The 20,411-nt window shown below is 52.0% G+C and carries 20 protein-coding genes; 6 read left to right on the top strand and 14 right to left on the bottom strand.

Features of this window, described 5'->3' with window-relative positions; all coding sequences use genetic code 11:
* Positions 1–383: hypothetical protein (locus HOK28_15910; GenBank protein MBT6434585.1), on the top strand; the 383-nt coding region annotated here is incomplete at its 5' end.
* A 66-nt stretch (positions 384–449) separates the two neighbouring features.
* Entirely contained in the window at positions 450–1,673 is a 1,224-nt protein-coding gene (locus HOK28_15905) for a type II/IV secretion system protein (GenBank protein MBT6434584.1), read from the top strand.
* On the opposite strand, the gene HOK28_15900 is transcribed toward HOK28_15905, so the two are convergent.
* Genes HOK28_15900 through HOK28_15890 form a run of 3 tightly spaced genes read right to left on the bottom strand, consistent with a single transcriptional unit; the run spans position 1,674 to position 7,066 of the window.
* The gene (locus tag HOK28_15900) at positions 1,674–3,173 is read right to left on the bottom strand and encodes a hypothetical protein (GenBank protein MBT6434583.1); all 1,500 of its coding nucleotides are present in this window, start codon (positions 3,171–3,173) and stop codon (positions 1,674–1,676) included. It abuts the gene before it with no gap.
* Between the two features lie 6 nt (positions 3,174–3,179).
* Positions 3,180–3,887: a hypothetical protein gene (locus HOK28_15895; GenBank protein MBT6434582.1), complete on the bottom strand. Its 708-nt coding sequence runs from the start codon at positions 3,885–3,887 to the stop codon at positions 3,180–3,182.
* Positions 3,888–3,934: 47 nt separating this feature from the next.
* Entirely contained in the window at positions 3,935–7,066 is a 3,132-nt protein-coding gene (locus HOK28_15890; protein ID MBT6434581.1) for a diguanylate cyclase, read from the bottom strand.
* A 37-nt stretch (positions 7,067–7,103) separates the two neighbouring features.
* Here HOK28_15890 and HOK28_15885 point away from each other — a divergent pair, with 37 nt between their 5' ends.
* A complete protein-coding gene (locus HOK28_15885) occupies positions 7,104–8,366 on the top strand; it encodes a hypothetical protein (protein MBT6434580.1) in 1,263 nt (420 codons plus the stop codon).
* 2 nt (positions 8,367–8,368) lie between these two features.
* On the opposite strand, the gene HOK28_15880 is transcribed toward HOK28_15885, so the two are convergent.
* The 4 genes from HOK28_15880 to HOK28_15865 all read right to left on the bottom strand — a co-directional run bounded on the left by HOK28_15880 (position 8,369) and on the right by HOK28_15865 (position 12,224).
* Entirely contained in the window at positions 8,369–9,208 is an 840-nt protein-coding gene (locus HOK28_15880) for a hypothetical protein (protein MBT6434579.1), read from the bottom strand.
* A 156-nt stretch (positions 9,209–9,364) separates the two neighbouring features.
* Positions 9,365–9,820 carry a D-tyrosyl-tRNA(Tyr) deacylase gene (locus tag HOK28_15875; GenBank protein MBT6434578.1) on the bottom strand — a complete coding sequence of 152 codons (456 nt, stop codon included), beginning with the start codon at positions 9,818–9,820 and terminating at the stop codon, positions 9,365–9,367.
* An 8-nt stretch (positions 9,821–9,828) separates the two neighbouring features.
* Positions 9,829–11,670: a serine/threonine protein kinase gene (locus tag HOK28_15870; GenBank protein MBT6434577.1), complete on the bottom strand. Its 1,842-nt coding sequence runs from the start codon at positions 11,668–11,670 to the stop codon at positions 9,829–9,831.
* Positions 11,671–11,894: 224 nt separating this feature from the next.
* Entirely contained in the window at positions 11,895–12,224 is a 330-nt protein-coding gene (locus HOK28_15865; protein MBT6434576.1) for a hypothetical protein, read from the bottom strand.
* 157 nt (positions 12,225–12,381) lie between these two features.
* Between HOK28_15865 and HOK28_15860 the strand changes: the two genes are divergently transcribed.
* Positions 12,382–12,879 (top strand): hypothetical protein, encoded by a 498-nt coding sequence (locus HOK28_15860; GenBank protein ID MBT6434575.1) that lies wholly within the window; start codon positions 12,382–12,384, stop codon positions 12,877–12,879.
* Between the two features lie 59 nt (positions 12,880–12,938).
* Positions 12,939–13,913: a diguanylate cyclase gene (locus HOK28_15855; GenBank protein MBT6434574.1), complete on the top strand. Its 975-nt coding sequence runs from the start codon at positions 12,939–12,941 to the stop codon at positions 13,911–13,913.
* Here the strand turns inward: HOK28_15855 and HOK28_15850 are convergent.
* The 6 genes from HOK28_15850 to HOK28_15825 all read right to left on the bottom strand — a co-directional run bounded on the left by HOK28_15850 (position 13,906) and on the right by HOK28_15825 (position 17,870).
* Positions 13,906–14,217 carry a DUF167 domain-containing protein gene (locus HOK28_15850; protein MBT6434573.1) on the bottom strand — a complete coding sequence of 104 codons (312 nt, stop codon included), beginning with the start codon at positions 14,215–14,217 and terminating at the stop codon, positions 13,906–13,908. The two genes, HOK28_15855 and HOK28_15850, sit on opposite strands and share 8 nt — an antisense overlap.
* A complete protein-coding gene (locus HOK28_15845) occupies positions 14,217–14,771 on the bottom strand; it encodes a DivIVA domain-containing protein (GenBank protein MBT6434572.1) in 555 nt (184 codons plus the stop codon). Before HOK28_15845 ends, HOK28_15850 begins: the two co-directional genes overlap by 1 nt.
* Complete coding sequence (locus tag HOK28_15840; GenBank protein MBT6434571.1) at positions 14,768–15,460, bottom strand: YggS family pyridoxal phosphate-dependent enzyme; 693 nt, start codon at positions 15,458–15,460, stop codon at positions 14,768–14,770. The genes HOK28_15845 and HOK28_15840 overlap by 4 nt, the downstream gene beginning before the upstream one ends.
* Positions 15,457–16,047, bottom strand: coding sequence for a septum formation protein Maf (gene maf / locus HOK28_15835; protein ID MBT6434570.1), 591 nt, complete (start codon positions 16,045–16,047; stop codon positions 15,457–15,459). The genes HOK28_15840 and maf overlap by 4 nt, the downstream gene beginning before the upstream one ends.
* Before the next feature lie 45 nt (positions 16,048–16,092).
* Entirely contained in the window at positions 16,093–17,031 is a 939-nt protein-coding gene (locus HOK28_15830) for a M23 family metallopeptidase (protein MBT6434569.1), read from the bottom strand.
* Positions 17,032–17,099: 68 nt separating this feature from the next.
* Entirely contained in the window at positions 17,100–17,870 is a 771-nt protein-coding gene (locus tag HOK28_15825; GenBank protein MBT6434568.1) for a Stp1/IreP family PP2C-type Ser/Thr phosphatase, read from the bottom strand.
* Positions 17,871–18,265: 395 nt separating this feature from the next.
* On the opposite strand from HOK28_15825, the gene HOK28_15820 reads away from it, so the two are divergent.
* Positions 18,266–19,045, top strand: a complete 780-nt coding sequence (locus tag HOK28_15820; protein MBT6434567.1) for an SDR family oxidoreductase — start codon at positions 18,266–18,268, stop codon at positions 19,043–19,045.
* Here HOK28_15820 and HOK28_15815 read toward each other — a convergent pair.
* Positions 19,031–20,411 (bottom strand): DNA repair protein RecN (locus HOK28_15815; protein MBT6434566.1); only part of this gene is annotated, 1,381 nt, incomplete at its 5' end. The two genes, HOK28_15820 and HOK28_15815, sit on opposite strands and share 15 nt — an antisense overlap.

The raw sequence follows: 20,411 nt of genomic DNA, 5'->3' as shown, positions 1-20,411 counted from the left end.
CTCAGCTTGTGATAGCCGACCCCAAGGGTGCCTCGCCCTACACCCGGAAAGCCACGCGGGCATCAGCCGGGCAAATCTTTAATGTACCGGTCACCCTGTGTGAACCGATGAAGGCCGTAGAGCTGCTTCGGGAGTTCCTGGACAGTGTGCAAGTCATTGCAGCCACCGGCCGTAGGGGAACAGCGTCACTCCAAGATGTTCAGATCTCGACACTCCATAACGTTCTCGTCATTGGTAATGAAGGTTCCGGGATTACTGAGGAACTGCGAGGTAAATCCGATGTATCTGGACGGATCCCGATTGCCGAACACGTAGACTCCTTAAATGCGGCCGCGGCCTCTGCGGTGGCGCTCCATATGATTGGGGCTAGAATGGCTGACTGACGCCAAAAATACCTGTCATTTCAGTAAAGTTTTTGATTTTTCAAGGTGACGGGCTACTCTTATGTCATGAGCGATTCAGATGTTGAACAGGAAGCGATAGAAGTAGCGGAACCGTCGGCGCCAGAGACGAAACTTTCTATATCCGTAAGCCCGCAAAGCACTCCTGTTGATCACCTTCTGATGCAAGCCATCGATCTAGGAGCCAGCGATGTGCATATCGAGCCCGCCTCCGGGCACGCTCGCATACGCCTGCGTAAAGGCGGCATCCTTGAAGAACATCTCTACGAAGGGCCTCCTTGTCGGGGCCTAATCTCTATTATTAAAATTCGCAGTCATATGGACAGCGAACGTAACGGCTCTCCGCAAAACGGCGTATTTTCTTTCACTCAAAACGAAGTTCGCTACTCGATACAGGCTTCAACTTACCCATGTATTCATGGCGAGAAGGCTGTGCTCCACATCTTACGGAGCGACGCTCTGATGACACTCGGCAGCCTAGGTATGAGTGATGGCCAAGTTCAGTCGGTGAATCGCCTAGCGCGTCGCCCTGGAGGCCTCCTGCTTGTTGCCGGGCCGTGGAGTTCTGGCAAGACAGCTACGCTCTACTCGCTTGCGACGCAAAGTAGCCACATGGAGTCCCATGTAATCACCATTGAAGATCCGGTTGAGCACAGACTGCCTGGAATCAGTCAGGGGCAGGTTAATGTTTCGGCTGGGCTCACCTATGAAACCGGTATGCGGTCCATTTTGCGACAAGATCCTGATGTTATTCTCGTGGGTGAAATTCTTGAGCCGGCGACCGGGAAGCTAGTGATGGATGCTTGTTTACAGGCTGGGCGACGGGTTCTCTCATCGGTTCACACGGATACCGCGCTTGAGGCGATAGACTGGCTACTGAGCCTTGGTTTGCGTGCGGATGGTGTAGCTCATGCTCTCAGCGGAGTCGTTGTTCAACGGCTTCTTCGTAAGCTCTGCGGCAATTGCAAGGAGCCGAAGCGTCCTGGGCCGAAACTGGTTGAGCAGATTGGCTTTCCGTTGGATCCGGATACGACTTTCTATGTTGGCAAAGGATGCGAAGCATGTGCTCATACAGGGTACAAAGGCAAAACAGGCTGCTTCGAAGTCGTGGCGATTACCGGTGAAATGCGAGAGCTCATCATTAAGAAAGCTGCACCGGTTCTCATGAAAAAGGCGCTCAGGAAGCAAGGTGTTGAGACGGTTCGCCGAGCCGGTATTCGCAAAGCCGCACAGGGCCTCACATCGCTTCGTGAAGTCGTTCGTGTCACTTAGCTAATCATACCAACCAAGAGCCAACCATGCGCGCTTGTGATGATCCCAGCTCACTCGATAAATTTTATCCTTAACCTCAACATCGTACAGATCACCAAGGAACCCTCTATGGCCATCTGCTGGCTTCTTATGCCACCACTCACCACATAGCCTATAGGGCCCGTGCCACCGGTTAATCTTTCCTGAAAAATACTTTCCCTCCAGGTAAAGCAAGCGGTGCTCACGGCATAAAATCTTAATGCTCTGAGCCGGACGGTAGCGTCTAAGGCAAACAACCGGAAGAACGGCGGCTTTTGAATCTGCCGAGCAAGTTGACTCAATATGAAACGCAGTCATCTCAACAGCATCTTCACGATAAGAGTTACTTAGCCGGGGACTTCCCACATGCTTCTCACCGAAAACCCCTTTTAACTTGGTCACCGTTAAGGAAATCTCTTCATGAGGCACGGTATCAGAATTGAAGAAATCCAGCTGATGCGAATCAACCTTGCATGGATCTGCCCTTATTTGCACAACCTCAATACTTTCCTTGGGCGGATCTCTTTCAAGGCTTAGGCGGCATAGTTCAAACAACACTTTTGTAGAGCGGGTTGGGCACCCTGCCCTGACTGTCCGACTCTCACTACCAGCGCCATCGTATGAAAAATAGAGTTCTATTCCTCTGCTGTAATAGCCTCTAACGGAGAGACGACGAAGCAAGCGCTCAAGCAGAGGTCGTAAAATAAAAAAGAGAGGCTCTAAGTCGGCAATCGCTTCCTCGAGGCGGTGTTCCTCTTCGAACACCACTTGATACTCCTCAAAAACCAGCGGTGTGCCCGGCTCTTCTCCGCGTATAATCTGATGTTTAACCAGAGCCTCTTCACCCATATGCTCCAGAATATCTTCAGGGTCTATGCGTAAGAAATCTTCCAGCCGAGAGATACCCAGGCGCTCGAACAATAAAAGAAGCTCTCTAGATGGCTCCAGAACCTCACATCGCATGCTTTTAAAGCAAGATAAGCTTCTTGCATTCTCCAGCATTCCTCCGCCAGAAAAAGCCAACACACGTGCCTGCTGCCACCCGGGCGCCACGCCAATAACACCATCAAGCCCAACATTGCTCAGATCTTGAGCCAATGCACTAACCCAGTCCTGGATTGTTCCAAAGATACGCAGCAACCCTCTGGTCTGCACATAGGCCCACCCTGGATCAGATTGCTTACCCATAGATACAAGAGGAGAACGCCCCCACAAAACATCTCTCATGGCCGATAGCGCTGCATCTTCACTTGGCTGATGGCGGGAGATGACCACAAGGTTGGAATACCTTGCTTTTGCCTGGGCTACAGTCATGCCGGGGCAAAGACCCTGACTTACTGCCTCACGGCTAAACGATAGTATTTTGGACCCACCACGAACCGTCTGAGAATCAACCAACCCCAAAGCGTTGTTCTGCTCTGAGTGATGAGAGCGCAACCAAGCTTGTAGGTAGAAATCGGGAATTCGAACTGCTGCAATCATCGGCGTTCATCTTAATGGATGCGCCAAATGAACAGGGTGCATCCATTTCACATCACCACAACCGCGGCGCAAGACTCGAAAAGAGACAGGCTCTGAAAAAACCTTACGCGCATCACAGACCACCCGGCATGCCGGCTGAAAAGCAGTGGGCTCACTTGCTAGCACCAGAAGTGCCGTACTCTTGCCTTTAAGTTTTCGAGAAATTCGAACCCACCAAGCACTGCGTTGAATATCTTTGCGCCAACCCGACTCTGCCAGATCAAGGACCACCAAAGAAAATGCTTTGGCGCTCAAAATGATATCCACCGCTTTAAAACTCTGAGTCAGCGCGGATTTTCCTCCGCCTCGCATCCACAAGAAATTACTTACCTCTGTACCAGCGTCGCATAAACTCGACACATCAAGACGGTCCTCTGTGTCTATCCATGCCACGCGGCAGCCTCTGCGCTCGTCGTTTCCCTCGGGTGCATAACGCGTAACCTGGGCAGCTAGGCTTATCGCCAAGGCTGTACGCCCTCCAGAACCCTTACCTGCAAACTCTGTAACCTCTCCTGCCGCGAGGCCACCTCCCAGTGCGGTATCCAGTGATTGCAGGCCTGTGCTGTAGAAAAAAGTGGGAGCATCTGGCCCATGCCCCTGGAAGGCCTTGAGCCGAGTTTTTAAGCTCGTAAGTATTTCATTGGGCGCACGGGCCCGCTCAGCAACACTTGACATTTAAACAAGGTACACTGAACAGGTGTGCAGGTCAAGGGTTGGGTTCTTTAGGGATCCCACTCAATTGAGTCGTGGTCTTCAATCGATGCCAGCACCGTTAACTCGCCTGCGGCCAGCAAGCCCGGGACATCGGCGCGAATCAGTTTATAGAGATAGTCTTCCGGAGTTTTTGCTGTGCTCACGACTCCCACCCAAGAATCACGTCCGGAATTCTTCGCGGCATAGAGCGCCTTATCGGCCACCCCTACAACCTCTTCCCAGCTAAGAACGCCGCAGTCAGCTGGGATAAAGGGGTAACACGCCCAACCGAGGGAGCATGTTAACTGAAGCTTCACCCCGTCGGAAACCTCAAAAACATGGCGTTTAAAAGCTTGCCTGATCCGACGAGCTAAAACAGGTGCTGAGTCGGGCCCAGTATTACGAGCAATAAGCAGGAACTCTTCGCCTCCCCAGCGAACAACAGAGTCTGTTAAGCGGCCCGCAGCTTTAAGGATACCTGATACTTGTTGCAGTACACGGTCGCCTGCCACGTGGCCGTAAGAGTCATTGACCGACTTAAAATGGTCGAGATCTAGCATCACAAAGACCAATCCATCGTCGTTTCTTTCGACAACTTCCGGCGATGTGAAATACGCGCGGTTCACAGAGGCGATATCTTTCTCGATGCTTTCTAGCACAAAGCGCCTGTTACGGAGCCCGGTTAACGGATCACGGAAACTCTGCTCCACAAGCTGGACATTGGCCCGCTCTAATTGCTCGGTACGTTCCCGAACCAAGAGCGCAAGCGTCGCCTCGTGGTCCTCCAGGCTTCTTACTCGGTAGCGGTGAAACACAAGAACAGCCAGGAATCCCAATAAAACCGTTACAACATAAAACCACTGAGTTTGGTGAAACTGAGGCGTCAGCGTAAATGAGAACGACGCATCCGATTTAGAATCTTCGCCATATTTATTACGCGACCGGACTTCAAACTTATACGACCCGGGCTGTAAGTTTGCATAATGCGCAACTCGCCTCGACCCGGCTTCAACCCATTCCGAATTCAAGCCAATCAGCCGGTAACTGAATCTAATTTTCTCGGGAACAATAAAGCTCGGAGCCGCAAAATGAAACGCGATATTTTCCACACCCGCCGGCGCCAACCAGTCACCTGTCGCTCGGATGACCCGGTTATCCGCAACAACTTTCTCAATCAGCACTGGCGGTGAGCGAGTACTCGTCTCTTCTAGGGGGTCTATAAACGCAACGCCAGCGATGGTCGGGAAAGCCAACGTGCCATCCGGGAGTCTGGCCCCCGAGTTACCTCCACCAAAGTTACACTCAGAGCTACACATCCCATCTTCGGTGCCGAAGCTTGTATTGGTTACCGACTCGCGAAGCCCATCGGCCAGCTCAAGGAGTTCAGATACAGCAACCCGAGAAACCCCCTTGTTGCAGCTCATCCAGAAATACCCCTGGTCGTCCTCCAGTATTGTGTAAACCTTGTCATCGAATAGACCACTTCGAACCGTGAAGTGAATGAATTTGCCAGCCCGGTAAAGATAGAGGCCCTTGACCGAGCCCACCCAAATTCGGTTCTTCGAATCCTCATAAACGGTGAACACAGAACTCGTTGTAAAACCCTCGACCTGTGAAAACTTGGTAACACTGCCGTCTTCTTCTATCCGGCTCAGCCCCTCACTGGTACCGACCCATACTCGAGCCATTGAATCTCGGAAAATAGCAGAAACTTCGTTGTGTGTGAGGCCATCCTCGGTATCAATGATATCGATGGTTCCATCAGAACGAAGATGATTGACACCACCGCCATGTGACCCCACATAAACGCCGCCGTCACCGTCTCCAGTCACCACACGGATATCAGGGTTGGATAAACCATCAGATACTCGAATATTCTCAAAACGCCCATTGCGCATCCGCGTTACGCCGCCCTCAGTAGCAATCCATAAATCACCCTTAGGTTCCCGATAAAAGCCGGCAACAACATTATTCAGCAGCCCATCCTTTTCGGAATAACGTCTTGTAACACGACCACCCGTAACCACTGCGAAGCCTCGGTCACCACCGACCAGCAGGCCACCTTTCGGGTCGGGGTAAACACTCCAGACCAGGGGTCCCGGCAGCCCATCGTCAACCGTAAGCGACGAGAACTGACCGTCTCTAAACCGATAGAGTCCACCGGTTCCCGTACCAACCCATAGGCTCCCCTCGCGATCCTCGTAAAGCGACTCGACTCTTTGATGACTTAGTCCCCCTACGGGTTCGATGGTTGCAAACTCTCCGTCTCGAAACCGGTTCAGGCCTCCCTTGTAAGTTCCAATCCAGAGGCTCTGCGCGCTGTCGCGATAAAGTGACATGATGTCATCATCACTCAGTCCGTCTTTCTCGAAATAAGACTCAATCTTTAGGTTCGCACTTACATGGATTAGACCGGCCGACGAACCACGCGTACCTGCCCAGAGCCCACCGTCCACATCAGGCAAGAGGGATGAAACACCACGACCGACCTGAGCTTCACCGGACAAAATTGTTGTGAGCTTATCTCCCTTTAGTCTCTGCAAGCCTCGCTTCACGGAGTCCATGCCAGTCGCAACCCAAACGTCGCCGTTGATCGCTACGGCAATGGAACGCACGTGACTCGAAAGTAATCCTTCTGCATCGGTCCAAACCTGCCGCGTGCCTCCTCCACCAAATCGCGCTAAACCGCCTCGAGTACCGACCCAAACTGATTCATCATAGCCCACCGCAATACTGGTAATGACATGGTGAGGTAGACCACTGATCTCAGTGAACGCCTGAAAAATACCGCGCTTGTATAAAATCAAGCCCCCTTCAGTACCGATCCAAAGTTCACCCTCGTTACCAATGGCTAAAGCATGCACTTGGGATTCAAGCATGGCTTCCGTGTTGTACTTATCAAAAACGACAAACTCTTGTCCGTCGTAGCGCACTAAGCCTTCTTGAGTTCCCAGCCACAGGTAGCCATCTTGACCTTGAACGATAGCGGCTACCCCATTTTGAGGGAGCCCGTCATCAATCTGCCAAACATCGTGAAGGTGCTGATGATTTGGACGTTCAGGATCGAGTGCTCGCGCCTGGCCTGCGACAAGTTGACACGCTGCCAATGCCGCCACGAAAACAACAAAGCGGATGGCTTTAACAGCTCTAATATGAGGCAATGCTTCTCTCACGATTCAATTGTTACGAAATAGGCACTTGACCGCAACCACCCCCCAAAGTGATAACTTAAATATGCTCCTAGAACACTTTAAGCCGCAACAGTTTCAAGACACTCTAAACGACGTCAATTCCGAGCCCGAGAAGCTTGAAGACGCTTGCTTTGCCTACGGTCAACACCGTAACTACCTGGACATCGAAACGAGAGCGGCGCTCGATTTAGCAGTGCTAGAATCTCCGCTTCGTAGCTTGCCCGAAACGGCCTGTACATGGGTTCACTCGGTTTTTGAGTCCATTGGTTCGAGCGCACAAAACGTACTTGGTAGCTACGCAATCGACTCAGGCTCTCCCGGCAATGCTCAGGAGTTGGCACGCCTTCGGCTTAGCCAGCTCAGTGACGAACTGTCCCTGCCCCTCGTCAAAACGCGTGAACCGGGAGAGCGCTGGGATTTACTGCGCAGCAAACCGACTATCACGCCGGAATCATTCACTAAAAAATTAGAGCAACATGCCGGCGACCTCAAAGACGATGCGTTCAATCAGGGGTATGCGCATGTCGTCGCGCCCGATTGCGATGGGACTTTATGGTACGGGGATATCGGTGACCTCTTTTTTGAGCGGGCCTTAACCGAACGGTGGCTTCAAAGTGCTTGCGGGGGCGTCCTAAACGAACTCTGTGAGCGGTATGGCATCAAAGTTTTTCCAGACGTTAACGACACCGCACGCAGCATGATGACGAGTAAAGTTGATGGCACCTTCCTTGAGCGTGCGAAGAGCCTGGGCATTGGTAAGAATGAGGCCTACCGGCAATTCTATTCAACGCAAGGTCTCTGCATGGGTGGCTTGTCCGTAGGCTTTATTAAGGCCAGAGCTTACGAGATCATGAATGAGTCTGGTGGTCTTAAGGAATTGATCTTCCCCCAGGTTCAGAGCCTTCTCACGCAACTTTCAAAGATGTCTATGGTGGTCGTTCCTATTTCGGCCTCCCTGAATCTGCTCGTTGAAGTGGGCGTCACATTTCTAGGGATTCCTGGTCGCCGCGCACTGGGCGTGACCACCCCCCATAAGGACGGCGTGATTATGCCCCAGCTCGTTGAACCGATGCCTTATGGGCAAGGAAAGATTACTTTGATATCGAAGTTAGGTGGTCAACCTCCGGCGATGGCGCTCGGAGATTCATGGCAAAGAACCGATAAAGAACTCTTGCTTGGGGCAGGTCTGGGGCTGGTGATCAGTCACGAACCCCGACCAGACACGATGCCTGAGGACCTAATTTGTTTGAATGTAGAGAAACCTGCTTAAAGCTAGACGTCGACTTGTCCAACGTAGAGCATACCACCTTGGGCACCTCCAAGGACCACCAGTGAGCGATGGCCCCAAGCATCGACTGCCCAGACCCTGAGACCGATAAAGCTTCGGTTCTTGTCCGAGAGCCAGTCTCTATCGCCACATAAGGCTTGCCCAACCGCTTGTGCCACGTCCATCGTATAGCGTTCCACGACGACCCGCCCAACACTTACAAGTTGGATAGCTTGTCTTTCTTTAGCGAACTCAACGCCTTCTAACTGGTCTTCCTCACCAAGTGCGTCGATGTGAAATCGATAAGCGCTGGGAAGTGTTTCGAGTTCGAACTCATCACAAGGAACCAGAATGGGTTCCTCCTCAATCAGTTCCTCGAGTTCCTCAAAAAGATTATTGTGGGTTTGCCAGCTTGGACAAAAACCAACCTCGATTCGGAACGGTTTCACCGGAATTCCATCTACGACGTAGCTTCCTTCCGCTGAGACCCAGACATCGTCATCCGCAGCCCAATAATCGACTTCTTCCGACGAGGCATTAGACTCCAACGATTCATTCACCGCATCTGTTAGGCGATGGTCGTTATTCGATAAAGCAAGATCGTCGGGGTGATGCACCTTGTTCTCACAAGCGTGAATCGTCCCAAAGACCGACTCCAAAACCCTGCCCAATACCTGGTGGCTCTCAAGACGAGCAGCACCTTTGAGCGGATGTATATTTAAAAACAACTCCCTAGGGATGTCGCCAATTTTTCCGTCATCATTTGAAACGCCATCTCGCATACCCCGGAGAGCATGTCTCGATAGCAGGCCAGACATATATGTAGACTTCACTAGCAACGACATGCCACTAGCCTCCATTTCTTATATTTTGTCTGGAAATCCCGCATAGGTCATCTTCGCGCAGACCTAAGAAGAACCGGTCGCACCCACGACCCGTTCAAGGTATTCATCGCCGATTTTGCGTGAAACTTTAGAGGATTCGGGAGGCTCGGTACGGATTTAAGACAATCCGAGTTCGTCTGAGTCTAGGACAAGGGTCACAGGGCCATCGTTTACCAACGAAACCTCCATAGAAGCCCCAAACTGCCCCGTTTCAACATTATCGATAAGCTCTCGCATCGCCTCGGTAAATACATCACAAAGCTCAGTGGCTAATTGTGGATGGGCCGCTCCCCCGAAAAACGGACGCCGGCCCTTCTTACAATCACCATAGAGGGTAAATTGGCTAACAATCAGGCAGCCGCCCGCGATGTCCTGCAATGAAAGATTCATACGGTCGGCATCATCGGGAAAGATACGCAGCCCAGCTATCTTTAGAGCCAAGGCTTTTGCTATCGACTTGTTGTCTTGTGGTCCGATGCCTAAAAGAATCAGAATACCTGCCTGAATTTTACCAATGCAGTTACCCTCAACTTTAACACTCGCCTCTGAGACACGCTGACATACTGCTTTCATCGCTCGGCCTATTTCTCTGAAGTAACTGTGCGCCGAATCGTCGCGCCCGGCTTCACATCGACGACCAGCTTACGTTCTATGCCGGCTACGTCATTCTTTAGCTTCAGGGTGTGTCGACCAGCTGGTATACTCACGCCCGCCAATGGTGTCGTGCCTAGCTTTTTACCACCCAAATAGACATGAAACCAAAGCCCGCCCGAGCGAAGAAATAAGCGGCCGGACCCCACATCTTTCGGGGCAGATGGCTTTTTGGATTTTTTCATGTGACGTTTGCTTGGCTTGGATGCCTCTTTAACTGTCCGGGCTGGCCGTTTGACCGCTTTGTTTTTACTCCGAGCGGCCGGCTGGGCAAACTTGGTGAGATTGGCCGAGATTGGGGCCGATTCAGTTGAAACCTCGACCTGCGTTGTCCAATCTTTATGTCCACTGAATTTAAGGGTTAACTGAAGCGAGGTGCCCAAGGCCTGTGGTTCAAGAGTTGCCGGTGTCACCTGGTGAGTCAGCTCTTCATTGATCCAGATTGCGGCGCCGGCAGGATTCGAAATAACCTGAATTTGTTTGCTTATAGCAACTGGGACTTGAGCTGGCTTAACTTGATTGTCCATGCGCGACTGGCCTGCCTGGGAAATCCAGAGCAACGCACCCCCCACAAGAACCACCAACAAGGCCGCCCAAAGCTTACTGGGCCGGGTCTCAGCAACCATAGGGGTTGTGCCAGTCGTTCGCTGAGACGCTTGGTCCATCGGCAATGTAGCCGTCGAGGCGAGTTCTGGCTGACCAGGGGGCATCGTGGCGGTAATCGCTGCCTGAGCCTCTTCGTTACTGGGCATTAAGGGACTTGGGGCATTACGCTTTAATGTCTCCGCGGTGGAATCTTGTGTGGCCGTTGGCTCATCCAGTACAAGCGTGCCCGAAGAGCGGATGGGTGACGGCTTGGCTTCGCCGATAAGTTTGCCCAAATCCACTGAACCTTCAGCGCCAAGCGTAAATCTAAACCGTGACAACTCGTCTCGAACCTCTAGAAGCGTATCGTACCTATCCGTGGGCTCGCGTTCGAGCATTCGCATGACGATGGTCGCCAATGCTCCTGGTACGTCTGGGCGAACTTCTCGTATGTCCCTTACGCGACAATCCAGCACATTGCGCAAGACCTCGAGCTCAGAATCTCCGCCATAAAGCCTCTCGCCGGCGAGGGCCTCCCATAAGACGGCACCCAATGAAAACTGGTCACTACGGCCATCTGCTTGGTCACCGGAGCCGTGCTCTGGCGCCATGTAGGCAACCTTACCCTTAATTGTACCCGTGGCCGTCTTTGTTGCACGGACCTCAGCACGGGCAATCCCAAAGTCCATCACCTTCACGTCACCGCCACGGCCCACCATGATGTTGTGTGGGCTTACATCACGGTGCACCAGCTTAAGGTCGACGCCATCTGGATCTTTAGCCACATGAGCTGAAGCCAGCCCGGCTGCGACACCCTCACCAACCGCGGCTACCGCAGCGAAACTGAGCTTGATCCCAAGCTTAGCCTGGTCTCGTAAAATTTGTTTCAGGTCGGCGCCGTCCACGAATTCCATGGCAATAAAGTAAACGTTATCCGTGCTCCCGAAATCATAGACCTGAACGACATTGGGATGATTGATGTAGGCGGCAAGAACCGCCTCGTCGATGAACATCTTTACATACTGAGCATCCTCGCCAAACTGAGGAAGGATGCGCTTTACTACCAGTTGCTTCGAGAAACCACTTTCCCCGAGCAGCCGCGCTAGAAAAATCTCGGCCATCCCACCAAAGGCGAGCCTTTTCAGTAACTCGTATTTGCCAAATTTTTCAGGTTGAGTTCGATTCATCGTTAACCACGTCGGTGTTCCTTAACCCTCACAACCACGCGACAACCGAATGCGCAAGCCGTGAGCGAGAGATTTCAACAAGCCGCCGAAAAATTGCCTACATACAACGAGGAAACTATATCTTGATTATGAAGTCTTTTAAAAATTACGCTTATATCACGACCATGGCCTCGATCGGTGGATTCATCCTCACCAACCTAGGGGCTGCCCTTCTCGGGTCTTAATTAGCCTTTTATAACCACTGGTTCCGTCGGTTCGGTCTCATCGTCGAGCTTCAACTTAGCTTTCAAGCCCATTTGGGCCATCGTAGGCCTCGGGCCACGCTTCGGGAGTGCTGCTTTGCGCTCATCCCTAAATGCCGCGCTTCGAGATTGAGGCCGTAAAGGCTTGTCGCCCAAGACACTTGAGAAAGACTTCGATGGCTTCGCGGGGTTTTGCCTTTCAATTGCCTCGGCCTGAGCCTGAAGCTTGGCAATCCGCTCAGGAGTAGCACTAAAGCCACGCCCGACTGCAGCCAGCCGGCTCTCCACTCTACCGTCATCGTTTTCAGCCAATCTCGACTCCTAAGGAAGCTCAGAGACTTTATGCCCCGATAGCTTTATCTTTTCATCTTATATCATGTATGGATACAAAGGACCTTTAAAACCAAACCACGCTATTATTTTGAAGACGCTACGACCCACACTAAACACACTGCGCTTGGCTGCGCTCATGCTTTTCACCTTCGCGTGCGCACCGGACGAGAGTGCTCTTCCCGTTCAGCTTAGTGAGCCCAATTACTGGCTCCATGAGGATGCTCAGCTCCACGGTGAGATCCCCCCAGGTTGGAGCCTCACGCAGTCTACCGATGAGGCCTGGCACTTCAACCTCGCAGGCCTGCCAAACCACACATTAAGTATTCAGCGCCTTACGGTCGACACGGGTCGAGGCGCCCTGAAGCTACTGAAACAAGCACTCAAGAAACATCCGTACTTTACCGATTTTGAATACAATTTGGCATGGGAGACGCGTACTGATACCGTCTGGGCACCAGCCTATCACGCCACCTATCTCTACTTGAATCAGCCGGCTCTTCGTTACGGTACCCTGATCCCTACAAAGAACGGCTATTACGAAATATCCTATCACGCCTCTATGGAGCCCGCCGCCATCGGCATCACAGGCTACGAGTACCTTGTCGATTCGATTACGATAGTCAGTAATGATTAAATACCCGAGTCAGCACTCAAAGGTATGACTCCACTACCCTCTATGATAAACCCAAACGCATGACTCAGAAATCACTCGAAGATCAACTTATATGGCTCCTCGAAGTTAGCCGGCAAATGCTCGCGACTCGGGATCTGTCTCAGCTGCTTACCCTCGTGGCAGACTCATTCCTCCATGTCACCAATACTCGTCGTGCCTTCGTGATGCTTCGTGACCGTAAAACCGGTGTCTTGGTACAGCGTGTTGGCCGGGATGCGGACGGCGGACATGTAGAACACAGCGATAACCTCGTCGCTTCGGTGAACACCCGGGTATTTAACGAAGGCAAAGGCGTCTTTGAGACCAACACCCAGGACCACCAGAGCAATTCTGAGCGCTTTGTCGTGTGTCTTCCCTTGATCAATGCTGGCGAGACCATTGGTACGCTCTATGGTGATGCACCATGTGGTGATGGCTATGATGCCCCAAACGGTGAACGGCGTCCCATTCACATGCTTGCGGACCACGTCGCAGTTGCCATCGAGAATGCTCGAATGTTTGAGCGTGCAACCAACGACCCACTTACGGGGCTTCCAAACAGCAGTTACTTCCTGCTTGAGCTGGCTAAGGTCATGCGTGGCTCGCGAACAGGCAGCGAAGGTGGTTTGGTGCTCCTAGATATCGATTCATTCAAGCGTGTAAATACCGTTGGTGGAGCCGAGGTTGGCGACCAAGCCTTGATTGATATCGCTGGTACACTGCAAGAGGTTCTGAGAGCCGATGGCCTCGTGGCCCGCTATGGTTCTGATAAATTCGCAGTTTTGCTGCCACCTGATCCGGCTCTATCCATCCATGTTCGCCTAAGGGATGTAGCCGAGCGTGCACGGGCATGTGTAGCCGCTAAAACCTACCATGGCGTTTCACTCTCAGCCTGCCTGGGTGGATTGTCATTTAGTAACGATACCGTAGAGAGCGCACCGGACTTGGTAGCTATAGCGGACGATGCTCTTGCGAAGGCGCGACAGCGCGGCGAGAGCGAAGTTGAAATTATCTAGGACTAAGACGCATTGAGACTTGAGAAGGCCTTACTGCTTCGATCAACACCTTTTTAATCTTACCCGACCCACCAGCGACGACATTAAGCTGAGCGCTCGCGACTCCCAGTGATTCCGATAGAAACTTAATGAGTAACCCGTTTGCCTTCCCGTCTTGTTCGGGAGCGGTCAATGTAACAAGCAGCGATGGGCCAAGCTGGCCGCTGACCCTGTTCCGCGTGCCGTTAGGGGTGACCTTCACTTGCAGAATAACCCCGGAATCTGTTTCCTCGAGCCATTGCGGCAATTCATAAGCGGGAACCATTAACCGAAACGCGTGGAGCCCTGAGGCTCTTCGGCAGGAGGAGCCGGTGCACGTAACCGTCCAAGAACCGTGACCGATGCATCCTCAGCAGCTTCATCTGCCTCCATGCTGTCGGATTGAACCTCGAGAAGTTTTTCGTGCGTGTTGAGAACGCCTCGAAGCTCTTCAACCGCCCTTACGCGCTGACGCTTAAGGTCAGTCACATCCTCAAGGATTCTACCGACTCTTCCGTGCGCATTATGAAGAATCTTCTCTGCTTTGAGTTCCGCATCAGAAATAATGAGATGAGCCTCTTTTTGCGCGTTGTCTCGAATTCCCTCAAGTGCCTGCTGCGCCGTAATCAACGCTTCCCGCATGGTTGTCTCGCGGTCACGGTGATGGCCAAGTTCTTCCTCTTGGCATTTGAGCTGAATCTTTAGATCTGCGTTTTCACGAGCCAGTACACCGAGTTGCTCCCCGATAATCTCCAGAAAGGCGTCGACCTCGGTACGACCGTAGCCTCGCATTTGCCGCCCAAACTGCTGCTGCTGAATATCAATGGGTGTTAATTTCATTGTTCACTCCTAGCGGGGCGTTCCCCAAATATGGCCGTACCGACGCGAACATGGGTCGCGCCGTAGCGAATTGCTGTTTCGAAATCACCACTCATGCCCATGGACAATTCCGTAAAGACTTCAGGTTGCATCTCTTGACTTAACTGTCCAAACAACGTGCCAAGTCTCCGATAGTATGGCGCCGAATCGACACCAAACGGTGGCATCCCCATCAAGCCGCGAACACGAATACCTGGCAGCTTTCGAATCTGCTGCGCAAGGTCGAAAATCTGGTCAATGGGCACGCCGCCCTTTTGAGCCTCTTTGCCAATATTGATCTGGAGCAAGACGTTCGTTGGATGTTCTTCTGAACGTCTCGATAGCGCTTCAGCCAGCGAGAGACGGTCCAGCGAGTGAATCAGGTAACTGTTTGGCGCAACCAAGCGAACCTTATTACTCTGAAGCTGGCCTACAAAATGCCAACGAATGCCGCGCAGTCCGGCCGCATCACAGTCACGCACTCGCTGCGCGAGACCCTGAGCCGTGTTTTCACCGAAATCTCGAAGCCCCAAGCGGTAGGCCTCCTCCAGTCTCTCGAATGGCTGGCGTTTGCTCACAGCGATCAGACGAATCTCGTCAGGCGTACGTCCAACAGACTTAGCACTGGCCCGTACTCTCGCTTTAATGTCATCCAGTCTATCTTTAATCATGTCCCAAGCACCCGTAGAGCAGCCAGTGTTTCAGCAACCGGTAAGCCAACAACATTCGTATATGAACCTTCGATTCTATCGACAAGCGCCGCGCCATGGCCTTGGATCCCGTAGGCTCCTGCCTTATCGAGGCTTTCGCCAAGGCCAACATAACTGACGATTTCCTTTTTGCTAAGAGGCCGAAACCATACCCGAGTCAAAACATGAAAGCTCGTCAGAGTTGTGCCATCGGCGACACATACGCCACTGGCCACGACATGCGCACGACCCGCCAACATAGTAATGGTTTCGATGGCTTCCTGCGCATCGGCTGGTTTACCCAGAACTTTTTCGTCGAGAATAACAGCTGTGTCGGCTGAAACGGTAGGACCTTGGAGTGGATCCTTCACTGCGGCCATCTTACGGCGAGCGAGGTCTTCCATAGCATCGCCAAGCGGCATGGTGGGCCACGTCTCGTCGGCATCCTGAGAGAGCTGCTTGACCATCAAGCCACAAGACTCCAGTAGAAATCGCCGGCGTGGAGAGCCGGATGCCAAATAAACGGTTGAGATAGAGTCGTACATCAGTGCCATCATAAGGACGGACACGCGATGCTTCAAAAAATCGGCTAGATTTGATTGGAGAAACTATATCTATTCAATCATGAACCGCAACGGGTCCTGAGGAACACCATTGAGTCTTACTTCGTAATGCAGATGGGGCCCGGTAGACCGGCCGGTATTCCCGACAGAGCCAATGGACTGACCACGCTTCACGGACTGCCCTACGAAGACTTGGTACGAGCTAAGATGGGTGTAATGAGTCTGAAAACCAAAGCCGTGGTCGACAACCAGGGATTTCCCATAACCGCCACGATTACCGGCAAAAACAACGATTCCGTCACCCGTAACATTAACATCTGAGCCATGCTCAGCCGCAATATCGACACCTTTGTGCATCACTTTACGGTTCGTGTACGGGTCCGTTCTGGGGCCGAATAAGCTGGTTGTGAGCATTGAACTGTTGGGTCTGATTGAAGGCATTGAAGCAAGGAGTGATGCATCCTGAGTGAAGAAATCACTAAGCTCTCTCATGTTCCGCTCCTGGATAGCAGCTTGCTCGTCGACTTCTTCAAGTGCTGCGTCGATCAAACCGAGGGCAACATTCGAGTCCATCATCTCATCTTCGAACTCAATGCGTTCTCCCGGCACATACAAAACCTGAGGTTGTTCTTTACGCTCATCGGTCAATGGGCCAACTGCTAACTTGCGGTCGGGATCATTGAGTTGGGTAATCGCCCGTAAACGCTGAGCAAATTGACCGATACGTTCAAGCTGATCATCAACACGATTGATCTCGTCTTGAGCAAGACGCAACCGAGTGTGCAACATCACGTTTTCGTTCTTCAGTACGCGATTTTCGGAACTTTGGTTCATCACGTAAATGTAGTTAACGACCCCAAAACAAAGCGTGCCGGCGAGCAAAATACCTGCAAGGGCTGCTTTAAGAATGGTTTGATGAGCCACTTTGAATCGACGAATTTGCGCCGAATCCTCTGGGACTACCATAATTGTATAGACTTTTTTGGTCACGAGCGCCTTCTACCACCGGATCTTTGATTGTGCAATCCACGCAATATGCGTGGCGAACCAACGAATGATCATCCGGCGTCCTCTGATACCCGCAAACATAGCACCGTGATGTTATCATCACCGCCGCGGTTATTTGCTAAGTTTACCAATGAATCGGATGCAGCGTCCAGTCCGCCGGCCAAAAGGGCCTCGCCCATCTCCATATCGTCCACAAGATTGCAGAGCCCGTCGGAGCAAACCAGGAACCGGTCTTCGTTTTGTACTGGTAACGCAAAGGTGTCGACCGCAACATCACGCTCAAAGCCAACGGAACGCGTGATGATATTCTTCAACCCGCTTACTGCGGCTTGTTCTCGAGTAATCAAGCCAGCCTTAATCTGCTCGTTAACCAAAGAGTGGTCATCGGTAAGCTGAACGATTCGAGGGCCTCGTTGTAAATAGCAGCGTGAATCACCGACATGCCCGATAAAAGCACGGTCGTTAAGAAGCAGAAGCACGGTCACTGTTGTGCCCATTCCCTGTAATTCGCGACTTTTTTGAGCTGCATCGAAAATAACAGCGCATGCTTCGCGTACAGCGCCGGCCAGCATACGTGGCACGGGTGAACTCTCAATGGGGGTAACTGTTGCGCCTTCGCGTAATTTATCCGCGTAACGGTCAACGTATTCACTCAGGGTTTTTACCGCGAGACTGGAGGCCCGTTTTCCACCGACATGTCCGCCCATGCCATCGGCGACCACATAGAGGCCTATTCCCTCTTGAACCAAGTAAGAATCCTCATTCTCTTGGCGCACACGACCAACATCACTCTTAGCTGCTACTTCAACAATCAATCTGATACTCTGTTTCTAGGGACTTCCCCGAGAAGCGACGTGAGTTCACCCACCTAGCGTGGAGCTGACATCATGTATGGGAACCTCTACTCGGTCAAGTGGACCCACCCCACCCGCATTCAACCAACTCCGGAGACTCCATCAACTCTCAAGATCTTGGTGGCTTTTGGGATTTGTTAATGACTGTTTACACCCATCAGCGTTTCACGGCGCCGGAACAACGGGGTGCGTACAATGGGTGGCATTAGCCCCTAAGAAGGCCTCACAACTGCGCAACCCAAACTGAGCCGATATTCAGTTTATCTTCTTGTAATAATTAGTTATTTTCTTAATCGATTTTGACCAAAACTGGCCCCGCAGCACCTTGCATAAGCCTAAAGAGGCCTGTTATGCCGACACCCATGTTAAATCTAAAAGGTAAAAGAGCGTTGATTTTCGGGGTAGCGAGCGAGGACTCCATCGCATGGGCCATTGCAAAACAGCTTCATGCGGCTGGTGCAACCATCTCCCTTGGCTACCAACAAAGATTCAAGAGCCGTATTCTGCAGCTGGTTCGAGGCGGAGACATTCCAGTCGAATTCTACGAGCGTTGCGATGTGACGAACGAAGAAGAGCTGGACAACTTCTTCGACGCTTACAAGGGCGATATCGATATCCTGGTTCACTCTATTGCCTATGCGAATCCTGAGACATTTGGCCAGCCGATCAGCGGCGTTTCTCAGGCTCACTTTGCCGAAGCCCTGGTAACCTCAAGTTATTCTTTACTGCCGTTGGTTCGTAAAGCTCGACCAAAGCTCACAAAAGGCTCATCGGTCATGACCATGACTTACCTCGGGGGCCAGAGAGTCGTGGCCAACTATAAGCTAATGGGCGTAGCCAAAGCCGCGCTCGAGGCTGTCGTCCGTGAGCTGGCATCAGATATTGGACCCGATGGTGTACGTGTCAACGCGATCAGCGCAGGCCCTATCCGTACGCTGGCGGCATCTCAAATCGCCGGGTTCGACAAGATGCTACAAGTTTATGAGGCTGTTGCGCCCTTACGTTGCTCTATCACCCAGAGCGATGTTGCCGACCTCGCATCATTTCTTGCGTCAGATTTATCTAAGAATATCACTGGCCAAACGCTATTTGTTGATGCTGGATATTCAACACTCGCAATGGCAGAGCTACCCGGCGGCTGATTCCGTCGTAGCACGCTCCAGCATCTTCTTGGCGGCCAACTTGGTCGCACGAGTTATCTCAGCTCCATCAATCATTCTCGCAATCTCTTCGGCTCGGCCGTTTAGGTCCTGAAGCTCTATTTGGCTGACGGTCCGCTTCCCAATTGCATGCTTTGTGACGACCAGGTGATGGTCTGCTCTTGCCGCGATCGGAGCCAAGTGTGTGATGGTAATTGCTTGATGACCCTTTGCGACGGCCTGTATCTTGCGCCCAATGCTATCCGCAGCCTTGCCTCCCAACCCTGTATCGACTTCATCGAAAACATAAAGTGAGACTAAGTCGTGAGAGCACAAGACCCTTTTAACTGCTAACATGACCCGAGAAAGCTCGCCGCCGCTCGCAATCTTCGCCAAACCCCTCGGAGTTTCACCTGGGTTGGCGCTCCAAAGAAACTCGACTTCATCGGCTCCAGTCGGTCCAAGCCTCTGGGCCGAATTTTCCAGCTGCCCAACAACCTCACGTGGTCGTATCGTTGGTAAAAACTGCGCCTGCGCGAGCTCCATATCACTGAGTTCAGCCTCGATTGCCTTGCGAAGTTTCGTGGCAGCCTTTTGTCGAGCCTTCGTTAGCTTGGATGCCTCCTTAAGGGCCGTCGACTTCAGGGCTTCGACTTCGGCCTCCAATGCACTAAGACGCTCTTCCGATGAGTCCATACTCCGTAGCTCGGCCTCCATGGCCACTTTTCGCTCCAAGACGACCTCTACGGCGCCACCATACTTTTTACACAGTCGCCGAATAGCTGCTTGACGCTCTTCAACTTCCTCTAACCTTAAAGGATCAACCTCGATACGATGCCCGTAGTGGGACAAGGTTCTTGCGACCTCTTCAATTTCAGTTCGTGCACCCTCGAGCACTTCAATTGAACTCAAGAGTGTGTCGTCAATTTCTGCAATGGACTCGACTTCTGCGATAGATTTGCCCAGCTTATCGAAGGCGGATCCGTTTTCTGAATAGAGTAGATTCTCAGCTAAACTGGCGGCACCCTGCAATTTCTCAGCATTCGCTAGCTTCAGTTGCTCGAGTTCGAGTGTTTCGTCCTCCCCTTCAATTGGGTGAACCCGCTCTATTTCGTCGAGCTGAAACCTTAGAAAATCGACTTGCTGGCCATCAGCATCTTCTCGTGCTTGAAGACCTGTATACTCTTTAAGTAAGCGACGGTAAGACGCATAAGCTCTTGAATACCGTGACTTTAGGCCATCTATTTCAGAATAGGCATCAAGTATTTCAAGGTGTGTGTCCGTCATGAGTAGGCTCTGCTGCTCGTGCTGACCACTGATATCTACGAGGCCTCGGACAATTTCCGATAGTGTAGCGACCGTGGAAAGG

Source organism: Deltaproteobacteria bacterium (assembly GCA_018668695.1).
Classification (GTDB): Bacteria; Myxococcota; XYA12-FULL-58-9; order XYA12-FULL-58-9; family JABJBS01; genus JABJBS01.
This window is presented reverse-complemented; position numbering and strand designations above follow the sequence as displayed.